Annotated in this window: 23 protein-coding genes and 1 riboswitch; of the genes, 10 read left to right on the top strand and 13 right to left on the bottom strand. The window is 42.0% G+C overall.

Going from position 1 to position 21,972, the window contains the following annotated elements:
- Positions 1-60: 60 nt before the first annotated feature.
- From FHW88_RS16265 to pyrE, 3 genes are all read right to left on the bottom strand, one after another.
- Positions 61-1,689, bottom strand: coding sequence for an ABC-F family ATP-binding cassette domain-containing protein (locus FHW88_RS16265; protein WP_176626883.1), 1,629 nt, complete (start codon positions 1,687-1,689; stop codon positions 61-63).
- A 390-nt stretch (positions 1,690-2,079) separates the two neighbouring features.
- Positions 2,080-2,475 (bottom strand): SRPBCC family protein, encoded by a 396-nt coding sequence (locus tag FHW88_RS16260; RefSeq protein ID WP_176626880.1) that lies wholly within the window; start codon positions 2,473-2,475, stop codon positions 2,080-2,082.
- Positions 2,476-2,572: 97 nt separating this feature from the next.
- Positions 2,573-3,232 carry an orotate phosphoribosyltransferase gene (gene pyrE / locus FHW88_RS16255; RefSeq protein WP_176626878.1) on the bottom strand — a complete coding sequence of 220 codons (660 nt, stop codon included), beginning with the start codon at positions 3,230-3,232 and terminating at the stop codon, positions 2,573-2,575.
- Here pyrE and FHW88_RS16250 point away from each other — a divergent pair.
- Entirely contained in the window at positions 3,231-3,869 is a 639-nt protein-coding gene (locus FHW88_RS16250; RefSeq protein ID WP_090525941.1) for an NUDIX hydrolase, read from the top strand. The genes pyrE and FHW88_RS16250 overlap by 2 nt on opposite strands.
- Here FHW88_RS16250 and coaD read toward each other — a convergent pair.
- The gene (gene coaD, locus FHW88_RS16245) at positions 3,838-4,299 is read right to left on the bottom strand and encodes a pantetheine-phosphate adenylyltransferase (RefSeq protein WP_176626870.1); all 462 of its coding nucleotides are present in this window, start codon (positions 4,297-4,299) and stop codon (positions 3,838-3,840) included. The genes FHW88_RS16250 and coaD overlap by 32 nt on opposite strands.
- Positions 4,300-4,428: 129 nt before the next feature.
- Entirely contained in the window at positions 4,429-5,004 is a 576-nt protein-coding gene (gene nudK / locus FHW88_RS16240) for a GDP-mannose pyrophosphatase NudK (RefSeq protein ID WP_176626868.1), read from the bottom strand.
- A gap of 60 nt (positions 5,005-5,064) precedes the next feature.
- Here nudK and FHW88_RS16235 point away from each other — a divergent pair, with 60 nt between their 5' ends.
- Positions 5,065-5,817, top strand: coding sequence for a DeoR/GlpR family DNA-binding transcription regulator (locus FHW88_RS16235; RefSeq protein ID WP_129570219.1), 753 nt, complete (start codon positions 5,065-5,067; stop codon positions 5,815-5,817).
- On the opposite strand, the gene rsmD is transcribed toward FHW88_RS16235, so the two are convergent.
- The 3 genes from rsmD to FHW88_RS16220 form a co-directional block, all read right to left on the bottom strand.
- Positions 5,814-6,350 (bottom strand): 16S rRNA (guanine(966)-N(2))-methyltransferase RsmD, encoded by a 537-nt coding sequence (gene rsmD, locus FHW88_RS16230; RefSeq protein WP_129570218.1) that lies wholly within the window; start codon positions 6,348-6,350, stop codon positions 5,814-5,816. The two genes, FHW88_RS16235 and rsmD, sit on opposite strands and share 4 nt — an antisense overlap.
- The gene (locus tag FHW88_RS16225; RefSeq protein WP_176626866.1) at positions 6,326-7,138 is read right to left on the bottom strand and encodes a DUF3822 family protein; all 813 of its coding nucleotides are present in this window, start codon (positions 7,136-7,138) and stop codon (positions 6,326-6,328) included. The genes rsmD and FHW88_RS16225 overlap by 25 nt, the downstream gene beginning before the upstream one ends.
- A gap of 68 nt (positions 7,139-7,206) precedes the next feature.
- The gene (locus FHW88_RS16220; protein ID WP_129570216.1) at positions 7,207-7,680 is read right to left on the bottom strand and encodes a hypothetical protein; all 474 of its coding nucleotides are present in this window, start codon (positions 7,678-7,680) and stop codon (positions 7,207-7,209) included.
- A gap of 57 nt (positions 7,681-7,737) precedes the next feature.
- Between FHW88_RS16220 and FHW88_RS16215 the strand changes: the two genes are divergently transcribed.
- Positions 7,738-9,159, top strand: coding sequence for an ATP-dependent RecD-like DNA helicase (locus FHW88_RS16215; RefSeq protein ID WP_129570215.1), 1,422 nt, complete (start codon positions 7,738-7,740; stop codon positions 9,157-9,159).
- 87 nt (positions 9,160-9,246) lie between these two features.
- Entirely contained in the window at positions 9,247-9,684 is a 438-nt protein-coding gene (locus FHW88_RS16210) for a DUF5675 family protein (protein WP_090525933.1), read from the top strand.
- Positions 9,685-10,061: 377 nt separating this feature from the next.
- On the opposite strand, the gene FHW88_RS16205 is transcribed toward FHW88_RS16210, so the two are convergent.
- A complete protein-coding gene (locus FHW88_RS16205; protein WP_129570214.1) occupies positions 10,062-11,402 on the bottom strand; it encodes a sensor histidine kinase in 1,341 nt (446 codons plus the stop codon).
- Between the two features lie 182 nt (positions 11,403-11,584).
- Between FHW88_RS16205 and FHW88_RS16200 the strand changes: the two genes are divergently transcribed.
- Together FHW88_RS16200 and clpB are read left to right on the top strand one after the other, a co-directional pair.
- Positions 11,585-12,022, top strand: a complete 438-nt coding sequence (locus FHW88_RS16200) for a hypothetical protein (protein WP_129570213.1) — start codon at positions 11,585-11,587, stop codon at positions 12,020-12,022.
- Between the two features lie 361 nt (positions 12,023-12,383).
- Entirely contained in the window at positions 12,384-15,002 is a 2,619-nt protein-coding gene (clpB, locus tag FHW88_RS16195; protein WP_090525930.1) for an ATP-dependent chaperone ClpB, read from the top strand.
- Positions 15,003-15,078: 76 nt separating this feature from the next.
- On the opposite strand, the gene FHW88_RS16190 is transcribed toward clpB, so the two are convergent.
- From FHW88_RS16190 to FHW88_RS16175, 4 genes are all read right to left on the bottom strand, one after another.
- Positions 15,079-16,314 carry a homoserine dehydrogenase gene (locus FHW88_RS16190; protein ID WP_176626864.1) on the bottom strand — a complete coding sequence of 412 codons (1,236 nt, stop codon included), beginning with the start codon at positions 16,312-16,314 and terminating at the stop codon, positions 15,079-15,081.
- Complete coding sequence (metX, locus tag FHW88_RS16185; protein ID WP_176626862.1) at positions 16,314-17,369, bottom strand: homoserine O-acetyltransferase family protein; 1,056 nt, start codon at positions 17,367-17,369, stop codon at positions 16,314-16,316. The genes FHW88_RS16190 and metX overlap by 1 nt, the downstream gene beginning before the upstream one ends.
- Positions 17,370-17,520: 151 nt before the next feature.
- Positions 17,521-18,840 carry an O-acetylhomoserine aminocarboxypropyltransferase/cysteine synthase family protein gene (locus tag FHW88_RS16180; protein WP_176626860.1) on the bottom strand — a complete coding sequence of 440 codons (1,320 nt, stop codon included), beginning with the start codon at positions 18,838-18,840 and terminating at the stop codon, positions 17,521-17,523.
- Between the two features lie 243 nt (positions 18,841-19,083).
- A riboswitch (SAM riboswitch) is annotated at positions 19,084-19,194 on the bottom strand.
- Positions 19,195-19,432: 238 nt separating this feature from the next.
- Entirely contained in the window at positions 19,433-20,548 is a 1,116-nt protein-coding gene (locus FHW88_RS16175) for a trans-sulfuration enzyme family protein (protein ID WP_176626858.1), read from the bottom strand.
- A 175-nt stretch (positions 20,549-20,723) separates the two neighbouring features.
- Between FHW88_RS16175 and FHW88_RS16170 the strand changes: the two genes are divergently transcribed.
- The 4 genes from FHW88_RS16170 to FHW88_RS16155 all read left to right on the top strand — a co-directional run bounded on the left by FHW88_RS16170 (position 20,724) and on the right by FHW88_RS16155 (position 21,727).
- On the top strand, positions 20,724-21,032 hold the full coding sequence (locus FHW88_RS16170; RefSeq protein WP_139159945.1) for a hypothetical protein: 309 nt from the start codon (positions 20,724-20,726) through the stop codon (positions 21,030-21,032).
- A gap of 18 nt (positions 21,033-21,050) precedes the next feature.
- On the top strand, positions 21,051-21,203 hold the full coding sequence (locus tag FHW88_RS16165; protein WP_175489953.1) for a hypothetical protein: 153 nt from the start codon (positions 21,051-21,053) through the stop codon (positions 21,201-21,203).
- 96 nt (positions 21,204-21,299) lie between these two features.
- Positions 21,300-21,587: a hypothetical protein gene (locus tag FHW88_RS16160; protein WP_176626856.1), complete on the top strand. Its 288-nt coding sequence runs from the start codon at positions 21,300-21,302 to the stop codon at positions 21,585-21,587.
- Positions 21,575-21,727, top strand: coding sequence for a hypothetical protein (locus tag FHW88_RS16155; RefSeq protein WP_175489952.1), 153 nt, complete (start codon positions 21,575-21,577; stop codon positions 21,725-21,727). The genes FHW88_RS16160 and FHW88_RS16155 overlap by 13 nt, the downstream gene beginning before the upstream one ends.
- Positions 21,728-21,972: the final 245 nt, after the last annotated feature.

Below are 21,972 nucleotides of genomic sequence, written 5' to 3'. Positions count from 1 at the left end.
ATAAAATATAAAGGCCCGGTAGTATTATACTACCAGGCCTCATATATTCCTTACCGGTTATTATACAGCGGCGTATAAATCTTCCTGCTGTTTTTGCACTACAGGACTGTTGATGTATTCATCATAGGTCATGAGTTTATCAATGTAACCACCTGGTGTTAACTCAATGATCCGGTTTGCAACAGTTTCAACCAGTTCATGATCTCGTGAGGTAAACAGGATTGTACCCCGGAAGTCCTTCATGCCATTGTTAAGCGCGGTGATCGATTCCAGGTCGAGGTGGTTGGTTGGTTCATCAAACATCAGCAGGTTGGCTTGCTGCAGCATCATACGGCTAAACATGCAACGCATTTTTTCGCCGCCAGATAGCACACTGCATTTTTTCATAACTTCTTCGCCCGAGAACAGCATCCGGCCTAAGAAGCCGCGGATGAACTGATCGTCTTTTTCGCCTGGTGAGTATTCGCGCAGCCAGTCAATCAGGTTATCGTTTTTACCGTCGAAGTACTCGCTGCTGTCGTTAGGGATATCAGCCGCGTTAATGGTTACACCCCATTTAAAGGTGCCTGTAAAATCTTTATCGCGCCCAGTTAAAATATTATAGAAAGCGGTAGTTGCCAAACTGTTTTGCGACAGGATGGAAATTTTATCGCCTTTGTTTACAGTGAAAGTGATGTTGCTGAACAGTACCTCACCATTAAGGGTTTTGCCCAGGTTTTCAACGGTCAGGATCTGATCGCCGGCTTCACGGCCTAAGTTGTTGAATATGATACCCGGATATTTGCGGTTTGATGGCTGAATTTCATCCAGGTTGATTTTATCCAATGCTTTTTTACGGCTGGTTGCCTGTTTTGATTTGGACGCGTTGGCACTAAACCTGCGGATAAACTCCTGAAGCTCTTTAACTTTATCTTCGGCTTTCTTATTTTGTTCGGCACGTTGTTTAAGGGCCAATTGGCTCGATTCGTACCAGAAGGTATAGTTACCGGTATAAATGGTCATTTTACCGAAATCAATATCTACTACGTGGGTACATACAGTATCCAGGAAGTGCCTGTCGTGAGATACTACCAGTACAATAGCTTCATATGACGCAAGGAAGTCTTCCAGCCAGCTAATGGTGTGGATGTCCAAATCGTTGGTAGGCTCGTCCAGTAACAGGATATCCGGTTTGCCAAAAAGTGCCTGGGCTAATAAAACACGTACTTTTTGAGTGTTATCAAGGTCTTTAACCAGTTGATAGTGAAATTCTTCTTTAATGCCGAGGTTGCTGAGCAGGGTAGCGGCATTGCTTTCGGCATTCCAGCCGTCCATTTCGGCAAAAAGGTTTTCCAGTTCACCCGCGCGTTCGCCATCGGCATCGCTAAAATCTTCTTTAAGATAAATAGCGTCTTTCTCCTTCATTACGGCGTACATTTCCTTATGGCCCATCATTACGGTTTCAAGAACTGTGAATTCGTCAAAAGCATAATGGTTCTGGCTCAAAACAGCCATACGTTCGCCGGGAGTAAAGCTCACCGAGCCGCTGGTTGGGTCAACATCGCCCGAAAGAATTTTCAGGAATGTGGACTTACCCGCGCCATTGGCGCCAATAATACCATAACAGTTGCCCTGTGTAAATTTCAGGTTTACGTCTTCAAACAAAGTACGCTTACCATAACGTAAAGAAAGATTGGATACCGTGATCATGCTGCACCTCTAATTTGGCGCAAAAGTACGGTAAAATCTTCATTTTAACGATATATGGTGCTGATATTATGGATGGGGATTTTTTGAGCAGCAATTTTTCCCCATAAAATTAAATCCATGGGTACACAATTACACAGAAATGATAATGGAGTATAAACTAAAAGTATATTTAATACGTTTAATCGCTATATCTAACCGGTTATAATATAATGGTACAGCCTTTGACTAACATACAGTATAAAAATTTATTTAAATTATTTAACAATGGTCATGGGAGCATTAATTATAGGTTTAATTATCATCAATGTGGTAATAGCCATCAACAATACACAAAAGCGCAAAGTATATTAAAAATATATTAATTATAAGATTTAGGGCAACGCCCTAAGCTTAGTTTAAAATATTAAATAAGCTTTGTGTTTCATGGTCGGCCAATTTTTGAAGCGGACCTGATGCCAGCATTTTCATCATCATGCTAAGCTCTGCGCCAATGGTGAATAAAATATCAGTATGGTCGTTATTGAAAGATAACGACCATTTTAGTTCCAGGTTAAATGGTGGTTTCTCGGCCGGTATGATCCTTATCAGCTGACCGGGCACACGCTCCTCAATTTTCAAAGCAAGCTTGGCCATATTCTGGATACTGAAACGGGCTTCATCCCGGGTGGATGTCCATTCCTGGATATTATCAGGCATCAGCTGACGGTGATTATTGAAATCGGCCAGGAAATCGTAAACCTCCGTTAAAGGCTTGTTAATACTTACCGTACTAGTGAATGTATTCATGGATAGATTTGAGATATTAGATTTGAGATTTGAGATTTGAGACAAATTACGCTGACGAACAATCTAAAAATCATCGAAATCAAAAAAATCAACGGTCTTAACTTGCAGCCATTTCGCCCCAGGTTGATGGGTTTTCGCGCCACTGTTTGAGCAGGTTTACATCCTTTTCGTTAATAAACTGATGTTCTTCCGCGTATTTAACAAGCGCGTTATAGTTTGACAGGGTTACGTATGGGCAGTTGGCCTGTTTAAAGTTTTCGTCGGCAATATCAAAGCCATAAGTAAATATCGCCGCCAGGCCCGCAACGTCATAACCTGCGGCACGCAACGCTTCAACGGCCTGCAGGCTGCTTTTACCGGTGGAAAGCAAATCTTCAATAACTACAACCCGCTTGCCTGATGTAGTAGCGGCATCGCCTTCAATCATGCTGCCTGTACCATGCTCCTTAGGTTTTGAACGTACATAGATAAATGGAAGGCCTAATTCCTGGGCTACTAATGCACCTTGCGGTATACCTGCGGTTGCCACACCTGCAATGCAGCCAACCGCCCCGAATTTATCCTGTATGGCTGCCACTAATTGCTGCCTGATGTAAGTGCGGATAGTTGGATGAGAAAGTGTAACGCGGTTATCGCAGTAAATTGGAGATTTCCAGCCCGATGCCCATGTAAAAGGATTATTGGGTTGTAATTTAATTGCTTTAATTTGCAGCAGGAATTCGGCTACTTGTTGTTCGATCTCATTATTAGTAAACATGGCTCAAAAATACAGAATTTATATTAACGAAAAGGTTATCCTGCTCACAGAATCTGAACCAAAGCATGCAGATAATTTTGAAAGGCTTGATGCAGAGACCTTTGACCTTAAAATTATATATACCTGGATCCTCGCTAATCCTAACAAACTGTTCTACATAAAAACAGCCAACGCTAAGGTGTATCTTAAAGCCGTTAAAAAGAATATTACACTTATTGAAGCGGCAGGGGGCCTGGTTATGAACACTAAGGGGCAATATTTATTCATTTATCGTAATGATAAATGGGACCTGCCCAAAGGCAAAATAGAAAAAGACGAAAAGGTAAAAGAAGCGGCGGTGCGCGAAGTAGAGGAGGAGTGCGGTATAAAAGTAAGCGAACTGGGAGAGAAAATTTGTAAAACATACCACGTATATGTGAACCGCGGCGAGGTAGTGCTTAAGAAAACGCATTGGTTTGCCATGACAAGTAAGGGTAAAGAAAAGCTGAAACCTCAAAAAGAAGAGGGTATTACCGATGTGCGCTGGTTTGAACATCACCATATTGAACCGATAATTGAAAACACCTTTCCATCTATTATGGATGTGTTGCACAAGGAAAAGCTGGTTACAAATAAGGTAATGCCTCTTTCGGAATAAACTGGCTTACATCGCCATTATAGCGGATGATTTCGCGCACAATGGTTGAACTGATGGATGAATAGCCTGGTTTGCTTACGATAAATATGCTTTCGATGTCGGGTGCCAGCGAATGGTTCATCTGGGCGATCGCTTTTTCATACTCAAAGTCTGATACGGTACGGATCCCCCTGATCATGTAAGCGGCGCCTATGCTTTTGCAAAAATCGACAGTAAGGCCTTCATAGGCTATCACATGGATCCGTTCGTCGTGCGCGAAAACTGCCCTGATCATTTGTTCGCGCTGTTCAACACTCAGCAAGCCCTTTTTGCTGCTGTTCACGCCGATACCTATGTAAAGCTTATCAAAAAGCTCAACAGATCGTTTCACAATATCAACATGAGCTTTAGTAAGCGGATCAAATGAACCTGGAAAAAGGGCTATCTTCATGCAGTAAAATTAATGAATAGTTGATTGGGTTGCTTAAATGAACGGTTGTTTTTTGCCTTTTATCGGCATTATTTAATGAGCAGCTTTATATCTGACAAGTTGAACCATTCATTTGATCACTAAAACAACCTAAACCATCGAAGCTAATTGAGCATACTGTAAAAGCATAATTGTTTTGCCATCTTTTATTTCGCCGGTTTTTACCATTTGAAGGGCTTCGCTGAATGGCAGCTCTAAAACTTCAATATTTTCATTTTCGTGGGCGAGCCCACCGCCATCGCTAACTTTCATTTCTTTGGCATATTCGGCAACAAAAAAGTAAACGATTTCGGTAACAGAACCCGGCGACATATAAGCTTCGAAAATCTTTTTAACATCCGTTATTTTATAACCGGTTTCTTCCTCAGTTTCCTTACGGATGCAATCTTCCGGATTATCCTTATCAAGCAAGCCGGCACAACATTCAATCAGCATTCCGTCGGGGTTGCCGTTGATATAGGTTGGCAGCCTGAATTGCCTGGTTAATATTACAGATGACTGTGCTTTATTATAAAGCAAAATGGTTGCGCCGTTGCCACGGTCATAAGCTTCGCGGCTTTGCACAGTGGTATTACCGTCTTTTTCCGTAACCTCGTAAGTTACTTTTTTAAGGACGTACCAGTTATCTGATAAAATATCGGTATTAAGTATTTTGATTTGATTCATTTCTTTTTGATCGTTTATGATTAATAATGATTATTTTTGAACGAAAATAGGATTAATAAAATGAACTTTCCAAAAAGAAAACAAAAAATAATTGAGCAGCTCAGTCAAACCGGAGAGGTTGATATAAAGCAATTGGCTGCCGAACTGAACATTTCGGAAATTACAGCGCGCCGCGACCTGAACCAGTTAGCAGCCGATGGATTGCTTTACCGTACTCGTGGAGGAGCAACAAAAGTTAATCCTCACGAAAAGCCACATAGCTTTGTGAATAAAAGCGCTCAAAACGCAGCTGTTAAAGATGCCATTTGCCGCAGGGCCGCATCACAAATCAGCGACGGGGATATTATTTTTATGGATTGCGGAAGTACTGTTTTCAGGTTATGCCAGTTCATTAAAAACAAGAAGATAAAGGTTATAACAAATTCATTGCCTGTAGTATATGAGCTTCAGGATAGCGCTGTGAGTGTTAATATAATAGGAGGGGAGCTAGATAAAGAGCGACAGGCTGTACATGGAACTACAGCTATTGAGCATATTCAAAAGTATAGGGCAACCAAAGCTTTTTTGGGTGTTGACGGTATTTCGGAAGCAGGATTGTTCGCCAATAGTGAACATGAAGCATCCATTACAACAGCTTTCGCTGCAAGCAGCGCATTTACCTATATTCTGTGTGATATCAGCAAAATAAGCAAGGAAACATACCTTAATTTTGCAGGCTTAGATATCATCAACGCGATCATTACCGATGCAGATCCTGAGCGGTTAAAGGGCTTTAAAGAAAGCGGGATAGTTATTTTAAAGGCAGATATCTAAACCGGTCTGAAAAACGAAAATGACGAATGCCCGTATTTTCTTTGTTCAACAAAAGAGGGATGATTGCTCAAATTTTGCAGGGACTGGTGTTCAACAATTAAGAGGCCATCAGGTTTAAGCAGGTTCTTTTCAAAAATAACTTTTGGCAAATCGGGGATCCTGTTCAGGTCATACGGCGGGTCGGCAAATATCAGGTCGTATTGTTCCGTTTCAATATTCAGGTATTTGAATACATCTTCGCGGTAAGTTTTTATTTGCGTAAGCTTATGCTGCCGTGAGGTATCTTTAAGATAATTAACGCAATGAATACTCCTGTCGACAGATATAACTTCTGAAGCTCCGCGTGAAGCAAATTCAAGCGAGATGTTGCCGGTGCCGCTAAACAGGTCAAGCACTTTAATGCCTTCAAATTCTATTTGGTTAAGCAGGATATTAAATAAAGCTTCTTTTGCCAAATCGGTTGTAGGACGAACAGGAAGATTTTTTGGCGGATTAAGCCTTAAGCCTTTTAAACTGCCTCCGATAATGCGCATAATGAAAGAGCCGCTATTGATAACACCCTGTGAGCTACAACCTCCGCGGGTAATTGTAACACCTGTAAATTATTGACTTCGGCCGCTTTGAAAAATTCGGCCAGGCGACTTAGTCCTTTACTGTCGGCATCAATGTTACCGCTTACATACAAGCTGGTATATTTAGCTTCGAGGTTAAGTTCATTGGCAACCAGCACAGTAAAGTAAACCAGTTCATCATCGCCATTAAAATCAAATGAGTTATAGAAACGCAGTTTGCCGGATGCAAAATGAGCTATCTCCACCTTTTCTTTTTCAATATTGAGATAAAGGCAGTCGTTGCCGGGATTGTTTTGGGCAATGGCGGTTAACCAGCCTTTTGATGTAAAAACGGTATTACGGATGCCAAATTCTTCCGCGGTACTCACAATGGCTTCGCTGGTATTGTACACAATGATGTTTTCCTTATCTAATACCTGGGCTATAACTTTGCTGTCGGCTTTCACATCCAGGAAACGGGCCAGGTTTGGCAGGCGCTCACCGCTAAACAATTCTGCAGGCACCAGTGTAAAGCTATGAGCAGGTAAACCGATAATCATTTGCCCGTATTTGGCCGACAGCAGGTCAAGCAATTCCTGCGGATCGCTTAGCTCATCAAATGGGTAATTTTCGGCCCAGGCTATTAGCTTGCCATTATTACTTATGGCGTACGAAAACGATTTGTCTTCAACCTGTATTAATAAAGTATAATCCTCAGTTTTATCTAAACTAAAGTTATCATCGTGGTAAGTATAATTGTGTTCGTTCATACCGGTTTTAACAAAAGTAATATTTTTTGGCAGATACAGTAATTACCGCAGCCCAAATTGGTATGCTGTTATAAAATGCGGGTTAATATCATCAGGATGATAAAGATCAAAATTGGCAACCCTACAGGCTTAGGATAATAATCATTATCCGGAAAATATCTCCTGAAAAAAAACTGGCTTAGAATCAAAGCACCAATCAGCCCAAAACCTATGTTAAGGCCTGCTACCGAAAGCATTGCTGTAACCTGCGCTGGTGTTGGCTGGCCGCCTTTGGCCGTTACGTTCATGGCGTCAACAACCTGTTGCAGGTCAACGCCCGAATGCATGATAACAAAGTAGGAGAGATAGGAAAAAAATAATACAAAGGCCAGCACCGCCGGAACCGCCTTTCTGTAACCTGCATTGTATAAATTGATAACCAGCAGTACACCGCCAAATATCAGGTTAAAAAACGAAAACCAAAATATCGCCCTTTTGGAGTAAATATCTACATAATCGTCTTCGCTGTATTTTTCTTCCTCTTTGTTTTCGTCAAATTCCATGGGTCAAATGTAAAACTAATCTTACTGAATTAAATTACTTATCATCATTTTTGCAGGGTGTCAAGTCCCGATCATATCCGCCAGTCATTCCCGCATGAGCCAACAGGCCAGCAAACGGAACTTTTTAGCAAGCTGCATGCCTTTTTAAAAAGTACCGAAGGCGACGAATGCTTTATTCTGAAAGGCTATGCCGGCACCGGGAAAACAACTATCGTGGGCGCGCTGGTAAAGGCACTGAAGCATTATAACTATAAAGCCGTGCTGCTTGCCCCAACCGGACGTGCCGCCAAGGTCATTACCAATTACTCCGGGCGAAAAGCTTTTACAATTCATAAGCGCATTTACCGTAAAAAATCGGCCTTGACGATCGATGATGGTTTTGCCCTTGCCGATAACCTGGCCAGCGATACGCTTTTTATTGTTGATGAGGCCTCCATGATCTCGGATGAGGCCATGGGCAGCAATCACGTGTCGTTATTATTTGATTTACTAAGATATGTTTATAATGATAAAAACTGCAAGCTGATACTGGTAGGTGATACCGCACAGTTACCGCCTGTAGGAGCCGACGATAGCCCTGCGCTCGACGTGCAGCTTATGGGCGATAAATTTGGCCTGTCGATATTCAGTTATGAGCTTACCGAGGTTTTGCGCCAGCAAAAGAATTCGGGTATCTTATATAATGCCACCAATATCCGCGATCTGATCCGTGAGGAGATCATAGAGATCCCTAAAATTGTGACCAAGGGGTTTAAAGATGTTTTCAGGATGACCGGCGAGCGATTGCCTGAAGGTTTGGAATATGCCTATCGCAAATACGGCTATGATCGTACACTTATCATTTGCCGCTCAAACAAAAATGCCAATTTGTACAACGGGCAAATTCGAAACCGCATTTTATACCGGGAGGAGGAGCTTACCGGCGGCGATCAGATCATGATAGTAAAGAATAATTACTTTTGGCTGCAGGATAAAGATGAAAATAGTACCGCGTTTATTGCCAACGGCGATATTGCCCGTATAGTAAAAGTACGCCGCACCGAAGAGATGTATGGTTTTCGTTTTGCCGATGTGCAGCTGGAATTTATTGACTATGCCGAAGATCCAACCCTTGATTGTAAGGTTTTGCTTGATACGCTTTATGCCGATTCGCCCGCGTTAAGCCAGGATGATCAGAAACGGTTTTACCAGGAAGTAATGAAGGATTATGAACATTTACCTAATAAAAGGGCCATGCACAATGAGCTGAAGCTTAATCCTTATTACAATGCCTTGCAAATAAAATTTGCCTATGCAATTACCTGCCATAAAGCACAGGGTGGACAATGGGATGCAGTTTTTGTTGATCAGGGGTATGTAACCGATGAGATGATCAATATGGATTTTTTGCGATGGTTTTATACCGCGCTCACCCGAGCTACCACCGAATTATTTTTGGTTAATTTCGATAACAGGTTTTATAAATTAAAGGAAGAATAACCTTCAAAGATAAATTTACTTTTATCAATATAATCTATTGATAATTAGATTTTTAATTACTAATATTAGCAATTAAAAACCGGTATCATGAACCTAAACTTAAAACTCGAAAGAAAAATCAAAACCAAACAATCAACCATTGGCGAACTATCAATAAATGGCGCCTTCGAATGTTTTATACTGGAGGACGTTGACAGAGGGCTGAATAGCAAAATGACACTTGCTCAAATTGCATCAATAAAAATTAAAACGCAAACAGCCATTCCTACAGGAACTTATAATGTAGTCAAATTTTTCAGCCCCAAACACAACGAAAACCTGCCATTATTAGAGAATGTACCCGGTTTCGCCGGGATTGAGATTCATGTTGGGAATTTTGCCAAGGACACCGACGGCTGCCTTCTCCCCGGTGAAGATAAAGGCGTTGATGCTGTTCTGCATAGTACAATGGCTACAGCTAAACTCAATACAAAGATTTTTGAGGCCCTTAAGGCAGGAGGTACCGTGACCATTGAGGTTGTTTAATATAGCAAATTATAAATGCTTGAAGGTGAAATGACGCATCTACGCCGTCATGCTGAGTGATTAAAATCCATGGACTATGAAGGTTAGATGACAAAGAGGGACTATCAGTCTGAGCTTGTCGAAGACTCGTGTGCAGAGCCCAGCCCGCCATACTTCGACGGGCTCAGTATGACACCCATTTTTTAAGTTATCATGGGTAGTGATTAAAATCCATGGACTATGAAGGTTAGATGACAAAGAGGGACTGTCAGTCTGAGCCCTTCGAAGACTCGTGCGCAGAGGCCCTGTCCGCCATACTTCGACGGGCTCAGTATGACCCCCATTTTAAGTGGTCATGTGAGAAGATTACCTGGATAAACAAAGACTTGTTTAATATCCTAAAACGAATTAACTGCCGGCAAGGTGATCCTGAACGTTGAACCCTGTCCCTCGGTGCTGGTAACGCTGATAGTGCCTTTATGCTTTTCAATGATCTGGCGTACAATGCTCAACCCAAGCCCGGTCGACTTTTCGCCGCGTAAACCGGCTCGGCCTGCTTTTGAAAATTGGTTAAAAATTTCCGGCAGCATATTGGCAGGGATGCCCATGCCGTAATCCTGAACTTCAATAACTACCGTATCATTTAGTTTAAGCAGGCGCACATCCACATTATCCTGATCTTTTGAAAATTTCACCGCGTTACTGATCAGGTTATCAATAACCCGATGAAATTTTTCATGGTTTATGAGCGCATGGGCAACACTTATCGAACTGCTGAACAGCACATTAACTTTATTGCCCAGCTGTAATTTCCATTCGCCCACTATGTTGTTAAGCCATTGGTTAAGCTCGATGTTTTGAGTTTCAATAATCGCGATGTTCTCGTTTCGGGCTGCCTCCAGTAAGTCATCAATAATACTCCGCGCTTTTACGCAGGATGCCTTCATCATATTGATGTTGTCTTGTGTCTCCTCATCTACCTCATCAAGTTCCATCATCATGGCAATTGATTCAACAGCAGCTATCGGGTTACGCAGGTCATGGGCAACCATACCCAACACCTGGTTTTTAAACTCGCTTGCTTTTTCAATTTCCGAATTTTTTTCGCGGATCTCGATCACCTGAAAATAATAGTTGGCCTTGTAGGAAAAAAAGTACCTTGAGATAAAATAAAAGCCGGAAAGTAAGATAGCTGAAATCAACTGGTTATACAACATATCCGTAGCCGGCGTTTCACTGTAAAATAGCAGGGAAGTAAAAAAAAGCTCAATAGCAATAAGCAGCAATACGGTTTCATAGTATTCAAAAACAATTATCACGCTGATCAAGCTTAATGCAACAAGATATAAGGTGAGGGCATTACTCGGATTAGAGGTGGCTATAAAGCTGGAATACATGCCGCAAACAATAATATAAAGCGCAAACAAAAATACAAGCAATGACATGCCTGTTGTAGCTTTTTTATGGCTTTTGAAACTAACGATAAAAAGGTTACTGGCTATCAGGAAAACAGGAGTTATAATAATGAAAACCCAGTTGCTGAAATTAAACTCGGGAAAGTTTTGAGCTTTAGTTAAGCTAATGGGGAATACAAGATAAAGGATCCGGATAATTACATTAAGCAATAAAAATACTATACTGGCCCCCCTTATGGCTACCAGGTTTTGGTAAGTATAATGCAAACGGTATTGCGACCGGTATTTTACCGGGAGACTGTTAAAAAAGAAATGGGTATTCAATTATATTTTATGGATTAAACAAAATTATGAAAATATTTATAAAAATTGTAACAGAAATGTGACAGTATATGGTTAACCCTTTTTACTAAATATTCGGTCAAAGGACTTATAAGCCTATTTTGTTGAACCTTCATTGTTTTTTAAAAGGAATAAATCTAATTTACACATAAAACCAAAATCACATGTTACTGAAATCTCTTAAATCTATCGCAATTCTTATTACTGTATTAACAACTTTTTCCTGTAGAACTGTAGAAAGGGCTAATCAGAAAGAAATTAAACCGTTTGTAGGCATCTGGAAGGATACAACCAATCCGGGATCTCAAGTCGTATTCAGGTCAGACGGCAGCTTTTATAATATTGCAAAAGAAAATAATGTGCAGATCGTTACGCACAGCGGTACTTTTAAAGTCTTATCCGACAGTATTTATGTATTAACGATTACAGACGCGAGACCCAACGCTACATACGATCTCAAAGGAAGGCAGTATGCCAATTATTATACGTTAAGCAGCGATAGAAAAACGATGAAGACAAGTGGCGTAGTTGATGGAAGAAATGGCGGAAAAGGACTTGCCTGGACCTGCAATTTAGTTAAAGTTGATAAATTGGATAATTAAACCGCGGCTGGCTTACTAAACCCTTATCACATTATAGCCCTCCATTTACAGACAACAAGAATTGCATACTCGCAATTGTTTTTATCCGTTACACAGTATTTCACTAACAGGCAAGCCAAGGCCTGTCTGTTAGTGAGGTGTTGTTAAGCTAATCTGATCTATTTTGCGTCCTTAAACATCTCCATTGACGCATACTTTTATCATTGTTTTAACGTATTAAACGACAAATTGCCTCGTGCTATTGTTAATAGTAATGCCTAAATTGCTAATAATTATGGCAAAGTGTCATTGCGATTTAATTTTAAATGACAATTTTTCACTATGGATACTATGGCCGATAAATTGATCAACAATGAGTACTATGAATTTTAACAACTTTACCATAAAAGCTCAGGAAGCCGTACAAAAGGCATCTGAAATTGCTGTTGGTAACCAACAGCAAGCAATTGAGACCGCGCATCTGCTTAAAGGCTTATTGCTGGTTGATGAAAATGTAATTACCTACTTATTAAAGAAATTAAATGTTAACCTGAACAGGTTAAATGATACGTTAGATGCGCAGATTGCATCGTTCCCCAAGGTAAGCGGCAGCAACGTATACCTTTCGTCCGAAGCAAATTCTGCTTTGCAAAAAGCGTCGGGATATTTAAAAGAATTTAAAGACGAATTTGTATCTGTTGAGCATGTGCTGTTAGGCATTTTAGCCGCCGGTGGTGCGGTAAGCAGCATCCTGAAAGATTCGGGTGTTAATGAAAAAGACCTAAAAAAAGCCATTGTTGAACTCCGCGGCGATAGCAAAGTAACTGATCAAAACGCTGAAGCTACCTATAACGCCCTTAACAAGTATGCCCGCAATTTGAACGAATATGCAGGTTCGGGCAAGCTGGATCCGGTTATTGGCCGCGACGATGAAATTCGCCGGGTTATCCAGATTCTGTCACGCCGTACCAAAAACAACCCGATTTTGGTTGGCGAGCCCGGCGTTGGTAAAACTGCCATTGCCGAAGGAATAGCTTTCAGGATCATCAAAGGTGATGTACCTGAGAGCCTGAAAACCAAAGTGGTATACTCGTTGGATATGGGTGCACTCATTGCAGGCGCGAAATATAAGGGAGAGTTTGAAGAACGGTTGAAAGCAGTTGTAAAGGAGGTTACCCAAAGCGACGGGGAAATCATCCTTTTTATAGATGAGATCCATACGCTGGTAGGTGCAGGCGGGGGAGAAGGCGCTATGGATGCGGCCAATATCCTGAAACCGGCCCTGGCCCGTGGTGAGCTTCGTTCAATTGGTGCTACAACCCTTAACGAATACCAAAAGTACCTTGAAAAAGATAAAGCTTTGGAACGCCGTTTCCAGAAAGTAATGGTAGAAGAACCTGATGCTGCTGATGCCATCTCTATTTTACGTGGACTGAAAGAACGTTATGAAACCCACCACAAAGTGAGGATCAAAGACGAAGCGATCATCGCCTCTGTCGAAATGTCACAACGCTATATTTCCGACAGGTTTTTACCGGATAAAGCTATCGACCTGATGGACGAGGCTGCATCAAAACTTCGCCTGGAAATGGATTCGGTACCGGAAGTGGTTGACGAACTGGAACGCCGCATCATGCAGCTTGAAATTGAGCGCGAAGCTATTAAACGTGAAAAAGACGACCGTAAGGTTGCCGAACTAAGTGAGGAAATAGCCAACCTGTCGCAACAGCGTGATTCATTACGTGCCAAATGGAAAGGCGAAAAAGACCTTGTTGATGGCATCAATACTAAGGTTGAGCTGATTGAAAATTATAAACTGGAAGCCGAACAGGCCGAACGTGCGGGCGATTATGGTAAGGTAGCCGAATTACGCTACGGTACTATAGTTGAAGCCCAGGCCGAAGTTGAAAAGTTGAAAGCCGCCCTGCTTGAAAACCAAAGCGACAGCCGCATGCTGAAGGAAGAGGTTACCGCCGATGATATTGCCGGTGTAGTAAGCCGCTGGACAGGCATCCCGGTAAGCAAGATGATCCAAAGCGAACGTGAAAAACTGCTTAATCTTGAAGATGAACTGCACAAACGTGTAGCCGGGCAGGAAGAAGCTATTGAGGCAATAAGTGATGCTATCCGCCGCAGCCGTGCAGGTTTGCAGGATAAGCGCAGGCCAATAGGTTCGTTCATATTTTTAGGTACAACCGGTGTGGGTAAAACCGAACTGGCAAAAGCCCTGGCCGAATACCTGTTTAATGACGAAGGTGCACTTGTGAGGATAGATATGAGTGAATACCAGGAACGCCATGCTGTTTCAAGGCTGATAGGAGCGCCTCCGGGCTATGTTGGGTATGATGAAGGCGGACAGTTAACGGAGGCCGTTCGTCGCAAGCCTTATAGTGTGGTTTTACTGGATGAAATTGAAAAAGCCCATCCCGATGTATTTAACATCCTGCTGCAGGTGCTGGATGATGGCCGCTTAACGGATAATAAAGGCCGTGTGGTGAATTTTAAGAATACTATCATCATCATGACCTCCAACATTGGTTCAAACATCATCCAGGAAAACTTCCAAAACCTGGAGGACGAAAACCGCGATGAACTGGTGGCAAAAACCAAAAACGAGCTGTTCAATTTGTTAAGGGCAACTATCCGTCCGGAGTTTTTAAACAGGATAGATGAGATCATCATGTTTACTCCGCTTAATCGCGATGAAATTCATGATATCGTTAAGCTGCAGTTTAAACAGGTACAGCAAACGCTTGCTGAAATGGGTGTAACTATCGAAGCATCCGATGAAGCCTTAGATTGGTTGGCCCAGTTAGGTTATGATCCTCAATTTGGTGCACGTCCGTTAAAACGCGTTATCCAGAAAAAGATACTGAACGAGTTGAGTAAACAGATCCTGGCGGGTACAGTTGATAAAGACAGCGTTATTAAAATAGATATGTTTGATAACCAGTTCGTGTTCCTGAACTCGGCCAAAGAAGCTACGGAACCGGCTAAATAAGCTGTAGAAAATTAATTAAATGTAAAAAGGCTTCCCAATTTGAGAAGCCTTTTTTTATTAACAACCGGAGAATCTATTAAAAAACTTCAGCTGTTTGTTTAGTTACCGATGCTAAGCTGACCCCCGTAAGCTGATCGGCAAAGGCTACGAAAGCCTTACTCTCAGATATACGATGTTGATTAGCGATCAGATTTTGCAAATTGATTTTTCCTATCACAAATTTATAACTACCTGAATAGTAGCGCTCATTGATGTGCTCAAAGTTCAGCGCTTCAACCAGTTCCTCGTCATCATAACGCAGGTAAATGGTTAATTCAATGTTATTGGTAAAATTAAGGTCTGTTTTTTCTTTAGCTTTTTTGTATTCATACTGGTAGTTATAGCGCAACGCGGCAATATCCGACAGTACAGCCGAACCGGTAGGATGCCCACCTGCACCTTTGCCAAAAAAGAATTGCTGATCGGCAAAGGCGGCCTGTACGGTTACGCCATTATATTCGTACTCAACGTTGTATAAAAACTCTTTGTCGTTTACAAATTTAGGCAGTACAAACAGGGCAACGTTACGGTCGTCAAGCTCTTTAGCTACAGGTACCAGTTTAATTTTGAGGTTCTTTTCGCGGGCATATTGCAAATCTGCGGCTGCAAGGTTCTGAATGCCGAGGTTAAATACTTCATCGGGCTGTACAACTACGCCATATGCGTGTGCAGCAGCAATAACCAGTTTGTATTTCGCATCAAAACCACCAACATCGCTTGTTGGGTCGGTTTCGGCAAAGCCGAGGTCCTGAGCTTGTTTTAATGCACTGTCGTAATCCAACCCTTCAATAAATCCTTTTGACAGTATATAGTTTGATGAACCGTTGAAAATACCGCTTATGGAGTGCAGTAACTCGTTGTCGTAATATTCCTCAAGATTACGGATGATCGGGATACTGCCGCAAACCGCGCCTTCATATAATAATGAAGTTCCATACTGGTGCTGAATTTCGATCAGTTCATCCAAATGCAGGGCGATCATTTTTTTACTGGCAGATACTACGTTTTTGCCAGATTTTAAAGCTCTTGAAACAATTTCAAAAGCAGCTTCAGTATCATTGATCAATTCAACAATGGTATTGATCTCGGGATTGTTAAGCAGCTCTTCTTTATCGGTAGTAAATAAATGTGCCGGTAAAGAACGTTTTTTATTAGGATCCTTAATAGCAAATTTTACTATCTCGATATTTAAATGCTTTGTTTTGATGATATCATATAATCCCTGGCCAACAACACCAAATCCGAAGAGGCCGATATTTAACTTTTTACTCATTACGCTGTACGTTGCAGTTCTATAATTTTTCCTTTCACATCGGTTTTAAAAAACGATGTAAATATGTTTGTTAATGCTTCTGTTTCAATTAAAAATCCGTCGTGCCCATAAAACGAATCCAGTTCGGCAAAGGCAGCTTTTGGGATATGCCTGAACAGGTATTGCTGTTCTTCAATAGGGAACAACACATCCGATGAGATGCCGATAACTAATGTTTTTGCCTTGATGAGGCTCAACGCTTTATCTACACCGTGACGGCCCCGGCCCACATTGTGTGAGTCCATCACTTTGGTCAGGTACCAATAACTATAAGCGTTAAAGCGGTTCACCAGCTTTTGCCCCTGGTAGTTTTGGTACGATGAAGAACGGAAATTGTCCTGCACATCGTCTGCTTCTTCCTGTTGGGTAATACCGTAGGTTTTATAAGTACGATAACTCAGCAGGGCAATACTGCGGGCTGCTTTTAAACCCTTTTGGCCGCCATCAGGTGTGTTAGCGTAAAAAGTACGATCGGCTGTGATAGCCAAACGTTGCGACTCGTTAAAAGCAATGCCCCATGGCGAGTGCTTGGCGTTGGTTGCTATCAGGATAAGATTTTTAATCCGCTCCGGCTCAATGATAGCCCATTCCATAGCCTGCTGGCCGCCTAATGAACCACCAATTAATACGCTGATATTATTAATGTTTAAATGCCCGGCAAGCAACTGGTGTGCTTTAACCATATCCCTTGTAGTAAACTGGGGATATGAAAGATAATATGGCTGGCCGGTAACCGGGTTAATGCTCAACGGACTTGTAGTGCCGTAAGGAGAACCCAAAATATTGGCGCAAACTATAAAATGCTCTTCCGGGTTAAAAAAATAACCCTCGCCAATAAGCCCTTTCCACCAGTCAAATACATCGCTGTTGGCAGTAAGCGCATGGCAAACCCAAACAACATTATTTTTTTCCTTATTTAACCGGCCATAAGTGTGAAAACCTATTTCTAAACCTTCAATTGTACGGCCCGATTCAAATTCAAAAGTATCAGTGTATTTAAATATCTCTGCGTTCATTCTGTTATTTGTCACGCTGTGTTAAGTCGAAAGTCTTTAGTTTAAAGTCTCAAGTCGAAGTTTCAATTTTCCGGCTTAAGACTAAATACTTAGAACTTAAGACTTAACTACACGTAACGTTTACTATATCACTTAAAAAAACTATACATTGTTATACTAACTCACCCTCACCTTGCTTAATTTTTGCAAAAGCCTGTTCAAAATCGGCTTTAATATCATCAATATGTTCAATACCAACAGCCACGCGCAATGATGCAGGTGTAACACCGGCAGCTAATTGCTCTTCATCAGATAATTGCTGATGCGTGGTTGCCGATGGCTGGATGATGAGTGTTTTTGCGTCGCCAACATTGGCTAAATGGCTCACCAATTTAAGGTTATTGATCAAGCGGCTGGCCTGTTCTTTGCTCCCTTTAATTTCGAACGATAGTACGCCCCCAAAACCGTTTTTTAAATACTTTTTAGCTAAGTCATGATATGGCGATGATTCCAGTCCCGGGTAATTTACGCTTGCCACCTGTGGGTGCTGCTCCAACCATTTAGCCAGTTGCAGGGCATTATCAACGTGACGTTGTACACGCAGAGAAAGCGTTTCCAACCCCTGGATATTCAACCATGAATTAAATGGTGCCTGAGAGGGGCCGAAATCCCTCAAACCTTCCACACGGGCACGGATAATAAACTGGATATTGCCAAACGGGCCCCCAATGCCAAATACATCGTTAAATATCAACCCGTGGTAACCTTCAGATGGTTCGGTAAATTGCGGGAATTTGCCGTTACCCCAATTGTAATTGCCTGCATCGATAATAACACCGCCAATACTGGTACCATGCCCGCCAATCCATTTGGTTGTTGACTCCACAACCACATTAGCGCCATGTTCAATAGGACGGAAGAGGTAACCACCGGCACCAAAAGTATTATCAACAATTAGCGGAAGGTCATGCCTTTTGGCAACTTCGCTCAGCTTTTCAAAATCGGCAATGGTAAAGCCCGGGTTACCTATTGTTTCCAAAAAGATGGCTTTTGTTTTGCCATCAATGAGCGCTTCGATATTGGCTGCTGTATCATCTTTGGCAAAGCGTACTTCGATACCCAGGCGTTTGAAAGCTACTTTAAACTGGTTATAGGTGCCGCCGTACAGGAAAGGTGAAGTAACAAAGTTATCGCCAACCTGTAAAATATTATTAAGGGCAAGGAATTGGGATGCCTGGCCAGAGGCTGTTGCCAGCGCAACCACACCGCCCTCTAACGCCGCGATGCGTTTTTCAAACACATCGGTAGTAGGGTTCATGATGCGGGTATAGATGTTACCAAACTCTTTCAGCGCAAACAGGTTGGCGCCATGTTCGGCGCTGTTAAATACGTATGAAGTAGTTTGATAAATGGGCACAGCACGTGAACCTGTTGTTGGGTCAACTTCCTGGCCGGCATGTAATTGTAAGGTTTCGAATTTTAAGGCAGACATAGTTGTAATTTTTTAATGTGTTTAATTTAGATTTTGAATGTTTAGATGAATTTGGAAAGCCGGTTCAAAAACAACCGGTTTAACAACACGCTTTTCAGAAAATGAAAATAGGAGCGTGCTAAGCATCAACAGCAGCAACACATACAAATACAGCTAATAGGGGAGCTAATATGTTGTATGTTACCGTTTGCGGTGTAAAAAGTGTTGCGTTGCGTAAATTTAATTAAACTTTTCATGGTTATAAATTTATATTCCCCGGTGTTATTTGCCGGGACAGGAATTGGCACCTTCTTCAACATTGAAGGGTTGCCAGCGGGTCATTGAGCCTGATCTCTCGCCGCTTCTTTATAAATCAAAACCCGAACTATGTGCGGAGGATTGATCGACGTTGGTATCACTACCAAATAATGTTGCGAATATAAGGGATTGTGAGGTAATATACCAAATTTTATTTCTTTTTAAGGTGAAAGGTTTATTTTGAGGTGAAAGGCAAAAGGCGAAAGGTTAAAGGTTTTGTGAATACGGAATTTTTAAATTCACATGACAGCTTATACCTTTCGCCTTTGACCTTTATCCTTTCACCTTAAAAGGCCTAAGCAAGGGCCTGCTTCATATCGGCAATCAAATCGTCAATATGTTCCAGCCCAACTGAAACCCTTAGCAGGTTACGTGGTGTTTTGGTATCCGGGCCTTCAACAGTAGCGCGGTGTTCTATTAGGCTTTCAACACCACCAAGGCTGGTAGCTTTGATAAATAGTTTCAGTTTATTGATGATGTTATGCGTGTCGTTCTCATCGCCCTTAATAGTAAAAGATAACATGCCACCAAAAGCCAGCATCTGATCTTTAGCTATCTCATGCTGCGGGTGCGAGGGCAAACCGGGGTACATTACCTGTTCAACATTGGGATGCTGTTCAAGGTATTCGGCTAATAACTGTGCATTTTGTACGTGGCCTTTTACACGGTATGGTAAAGTTTTAATACTGCGTACCAGGTAATAACAATCCATAGGCGAGGGGATTGCGCCACCCATTTCCTGCACCTGGCGGATTTTTGTCCACCAATCATTCTTTTCGGCCGTGATCAACACGCCGCCCATCAGGTCGCTATGTCCGCCAAAATATTTGGTGACTGAGTGCATAACCATATCCGCGCCCAGCTCAAGTGGTCGCTGGCACATAGGGGTGGCAAATGTATTATCGCACAAAACTTTAATGCCCTTTGCTTTGGCAATAGCAACCACCTTTTTAATATCGGTTATTTTAAGCAGGGGGTTTGAAGGTGTTTCAATCCAGATCAAACCTGTTTCGGGCTTGATGTGCTGTTGTAAAACCCCGGTATCGTTTACATCAATAAAATCGAAGGTAAGGATCCCGGCAAAAAGGGTTTTAAGCTGATTACGTAAGCCATGATACATATCATCCGGCGCAATTATATGGGTGCCCGGCTCCAATGATTGAAATACCGACATCCCGGCCGCATTACCTGATGAAAAGCAAGCTGCTTCAACACCTCCCTCTAACTTTGCCAGCACATGCTCCAGTGCGTGACGATTGGGGTTCGATGAGCGACTGTAAATATAACCTGCCGGAAAACCGCCATCCTCACCGCGCTCAAAAGTGGTTGACATAATAATGGGTTGTATAACGGCCCTTGTTGCTTCATCAACATGGTTGCCGGCATGTATCGCTATAGTTTCAGTTTTCATGGTATTGTATTATGATATCGCCCAAAATAAACAAGAATATTTGTTATTAGCTGTAGCGTTTTTATATTTTTTGCCGAATAGGTTTAAAAACCAAACCGCATGAAAACGTGCTTTATCTTCCTGTTTGTTATTATTGGGCTATCTGCCTGAAAAAAAGATGCCAATGATACCGCTTATGACAAAAGCTATAAAGTATGGCAAAACTTTAAGACTGAAAGTAAAAATTCATATACTTATACCGCTAATAACGGTTCAGTTTTTGGTTATGGCTCCGAAACCAAGATCACCGTTCAAAATGGCGTTGTTACAGCGAGGGGTTTTTGAATACCGTGAGTTTAAAGGCGGACCGAACTATGGATATGGCGCTCAGCTAAATGCGGCTTCACAGGATTCCGTTTATATGACAGCATCCTGGATGAAGGAAAATATATCAGACAGGGGGCCATTGGGAGCCCTGTACAGAGTATGGGGCGATGGAAAATAAATGGTAAAAGGCGACATCATGGACTATTTTGGTCTCAGCGGACATACTAACGACGAGTTGAAGAAAATGGGTTATATTGTATGGATGCCTGTTCAGGAAAAAGGTTCATGGTTAGGGGAGGGCGACGACCCAACGTTTATGAACATGCTTGACAATGGATTACGTGCATAAGAAAAAGGTACTTATGGAGGCTGGGGCGGCACCGGATTTATTGATCCTAAAGGTAAAAACGCCTTCTTCCAGAATAGTGATACGTCATCCCAGGCTATGGCAGCTTCACTCGCTGTGCCGAAAGATCGAAATAATACGTACCCTGACTTTTTTCCTGCCGCTCAGCGGGATTTTGCTGCCCGGATTAAATGGTCGGTAACGCCAATATATGCACTGGCAAATCACGAGCCAGTTGCCAAAATAGAAGGTCCATTAAATGTCAGGGCAACAGCCGGCGAAACGATCAGACTGTACGGAGCCGTTTCTGATCCTGACGGAAATCTGGTTTCTGTTAGCTGGTGCAATTTCAACAAGGAACTTATCAGGGAAAAGTGTCGATATTAAACCCCGAAGCCAGGCAAACACAAATCAGGGTACCTAAAGACGCTGTTTCTGGCCAAACAATTCACATTGTTTTTCAGGCAACGGATAACGGCACACCGTCTCTTACCAGCTATCAACGTGTGATTATAGCGGTGCGGTAAACAGGAAGCTTTCCAAATGCATTGGCTGTCTTTTCAAACCCAAACGGATGCACTTACTTTGGTCACATCAACCATTTTGTTCAGGTAAGAGTGGCTATTCTAGTATAAGAAAAAGCCCCGAAATCAGCTATTTCAGGGCTTAGATACTTGGCGGAGAGTTAGGGATTTGTTTTAACCTTAATTTTCTGCGCTTATTTGATATCTTGAATGGTTTTCAATTCGTACTCACCGAATTACTCACCACT

Origin of the sequence: Mucilaginibacter sp. SG538B (genome assembly GCF_013376065.1) — a bacterium.
GTDB lineage: Bacteria > Bacteroidota > Bacteroidia > Sphingobacteriales > Sphingobacteriaceae > Mucilaginibacter > Mucilaginibacter rubeus.
This window is presented reverse-complemented; position numbering and strand designations above follow the sequence as displayed.

Excerpts from the sequence above, each read along its gene's own strand:
- FHW88_RS16160 (WP_176626856.1), top strand. The coding sequence starts at position 21,300 with ATGGCAGCTTCACTCGCTGTGCCGAAAGATCGAAATAATACGTACCCT.
- metX (WP_176626862.1), bottom strand. The coding sequence starts at position 17,369 with ATGAACGCAGAGATATTTAAATACACTGATACTTTTGAATTTGAATCG.
- FHW88_RS16165 (WP_175489953.1), top strand. The coding sequence starts at position 21,051 with ATGGACTATTTTGGTCTCAGCGGACATACTAACGACGAGTTGAAGAAA.
- pyrE (WP_176626878.1), bottom strand. The coding sequence starts at position 3,232 with ATGTTTACTAATAATGAGATCGAACAACAAGTAGCCGAATTCCTGCTG.
- FHW88_RS16175 (WP_176626858.1), bottom strand. The coding sequence starts at position 20,548 with ATGAAAACTGAAACTATAGCGATACATGCCGGCAACCATGTTGATGAA.
- FHW88_RS16180 (WP_176626860.1), bottom strand. The coding sequence starts at position 18,840 with ATGTCTGCCTTAAAATTCGAAACCTTACAATTACATGCCGGCCAGGAA.
- FHW88_RS16170 (WP_139159945.1), top strand. The coding sequence starts at position 20,724 with ATGACAAAAGCTATAAAGTATGGCAAAACTTTAAGACTGAAAGTAAAA.
- FHW88_RS16210 (WP_090525933.1), top strand. The coding sequence starts at position 9,247 with ATGAACCTAAACTTAAAACTCGAAAGAAAAATCAAAACCAAACAATCA.
- FHW88_RS16260 (WP_176626880.1), bottom strand. The coding sequence starts at position 2,475 with ATGAATACATTCACTAGTACGGTAAGTATTAACAAGCCTTTAACGGAG.
- FHW88_RS16225 (WP_176626866.1), bottom strand. The coding sequence starts at position 7,138 with ATGAACGAACACAATTATACTTACCACGATGATAACTTTAGTTTAGAT.
- FHW88_RS16190 (WP_176626864.1), bottom strand. The coding sequence starts at position 16,314 with ATGAGTAAAAAGTTAAATATCGGCCTCTTCGGATTTGGTGTTGTTGGC.
- rsmD (WP_129570218.1), bottom strand. The coding sequence starts at position 6,350 with ATGCGCATTATCGGAGGCAGTTTAAAAGGCTTAAGGCTTAATCCGCCA.
- FHW88_RS16200 (WP_129570213.1), top strand. The coding sequence starts at position 11,585 with ATGTTACTGAAATCTCTTAAATCTATCGCAATTCTTATTACTGTATTA.
- FHW88_RS16250 (WP_090525941.1), top strand. The coding sequence starts at position 3,231 with ATGGCTCAAAAATACAGAATTTATATTAACGAAAAGGTTATCCTGCTC.
- nudK (WP_176626868.1), bottom strand. The coding sequence starts at position 5,004 with ATGAATCAAATCAAAATACTTAATACCGATATTTTATCAGATAACTGG.
- coaD (WP_176626870.1), bottom strand. The coding sequence starts at position 4,299 with ATGAAGATAGCCCTTTTTCCAGGTTCATTTGATCCGCTTACTAAAGCT.
- FHW88_RS16220 (WP_129570216.1), bottom strand. The coding sequence starts at position 7,680 with ATGGAATTTGACGAAAACAAAGAGGAAGAAAAATACAGCGAAGACGAT.
- FHW88_RS16235 (WP_129570219.1), top strand. The coding sequence starts at position 5,065 with ATGAACTTTCCAAAAAGAAAACAAAAAATAATTGAGCAGCTCAGTCAA.
- FHW88_RS16265 (WP_176626883.1), bottom strand. The coding sequence starts at position 1,689 with ATGATCACGGTATCCAATCTTTCTTTACGTTATGGTAAGCGTACTTTG.
- clpB (WP_090525930.1), top strand. The coding sequence starts at position 12,384 with ATGAATTTTAACAACTTTACCATAAAAGCTCAGGAAGCCGTACAAAAG.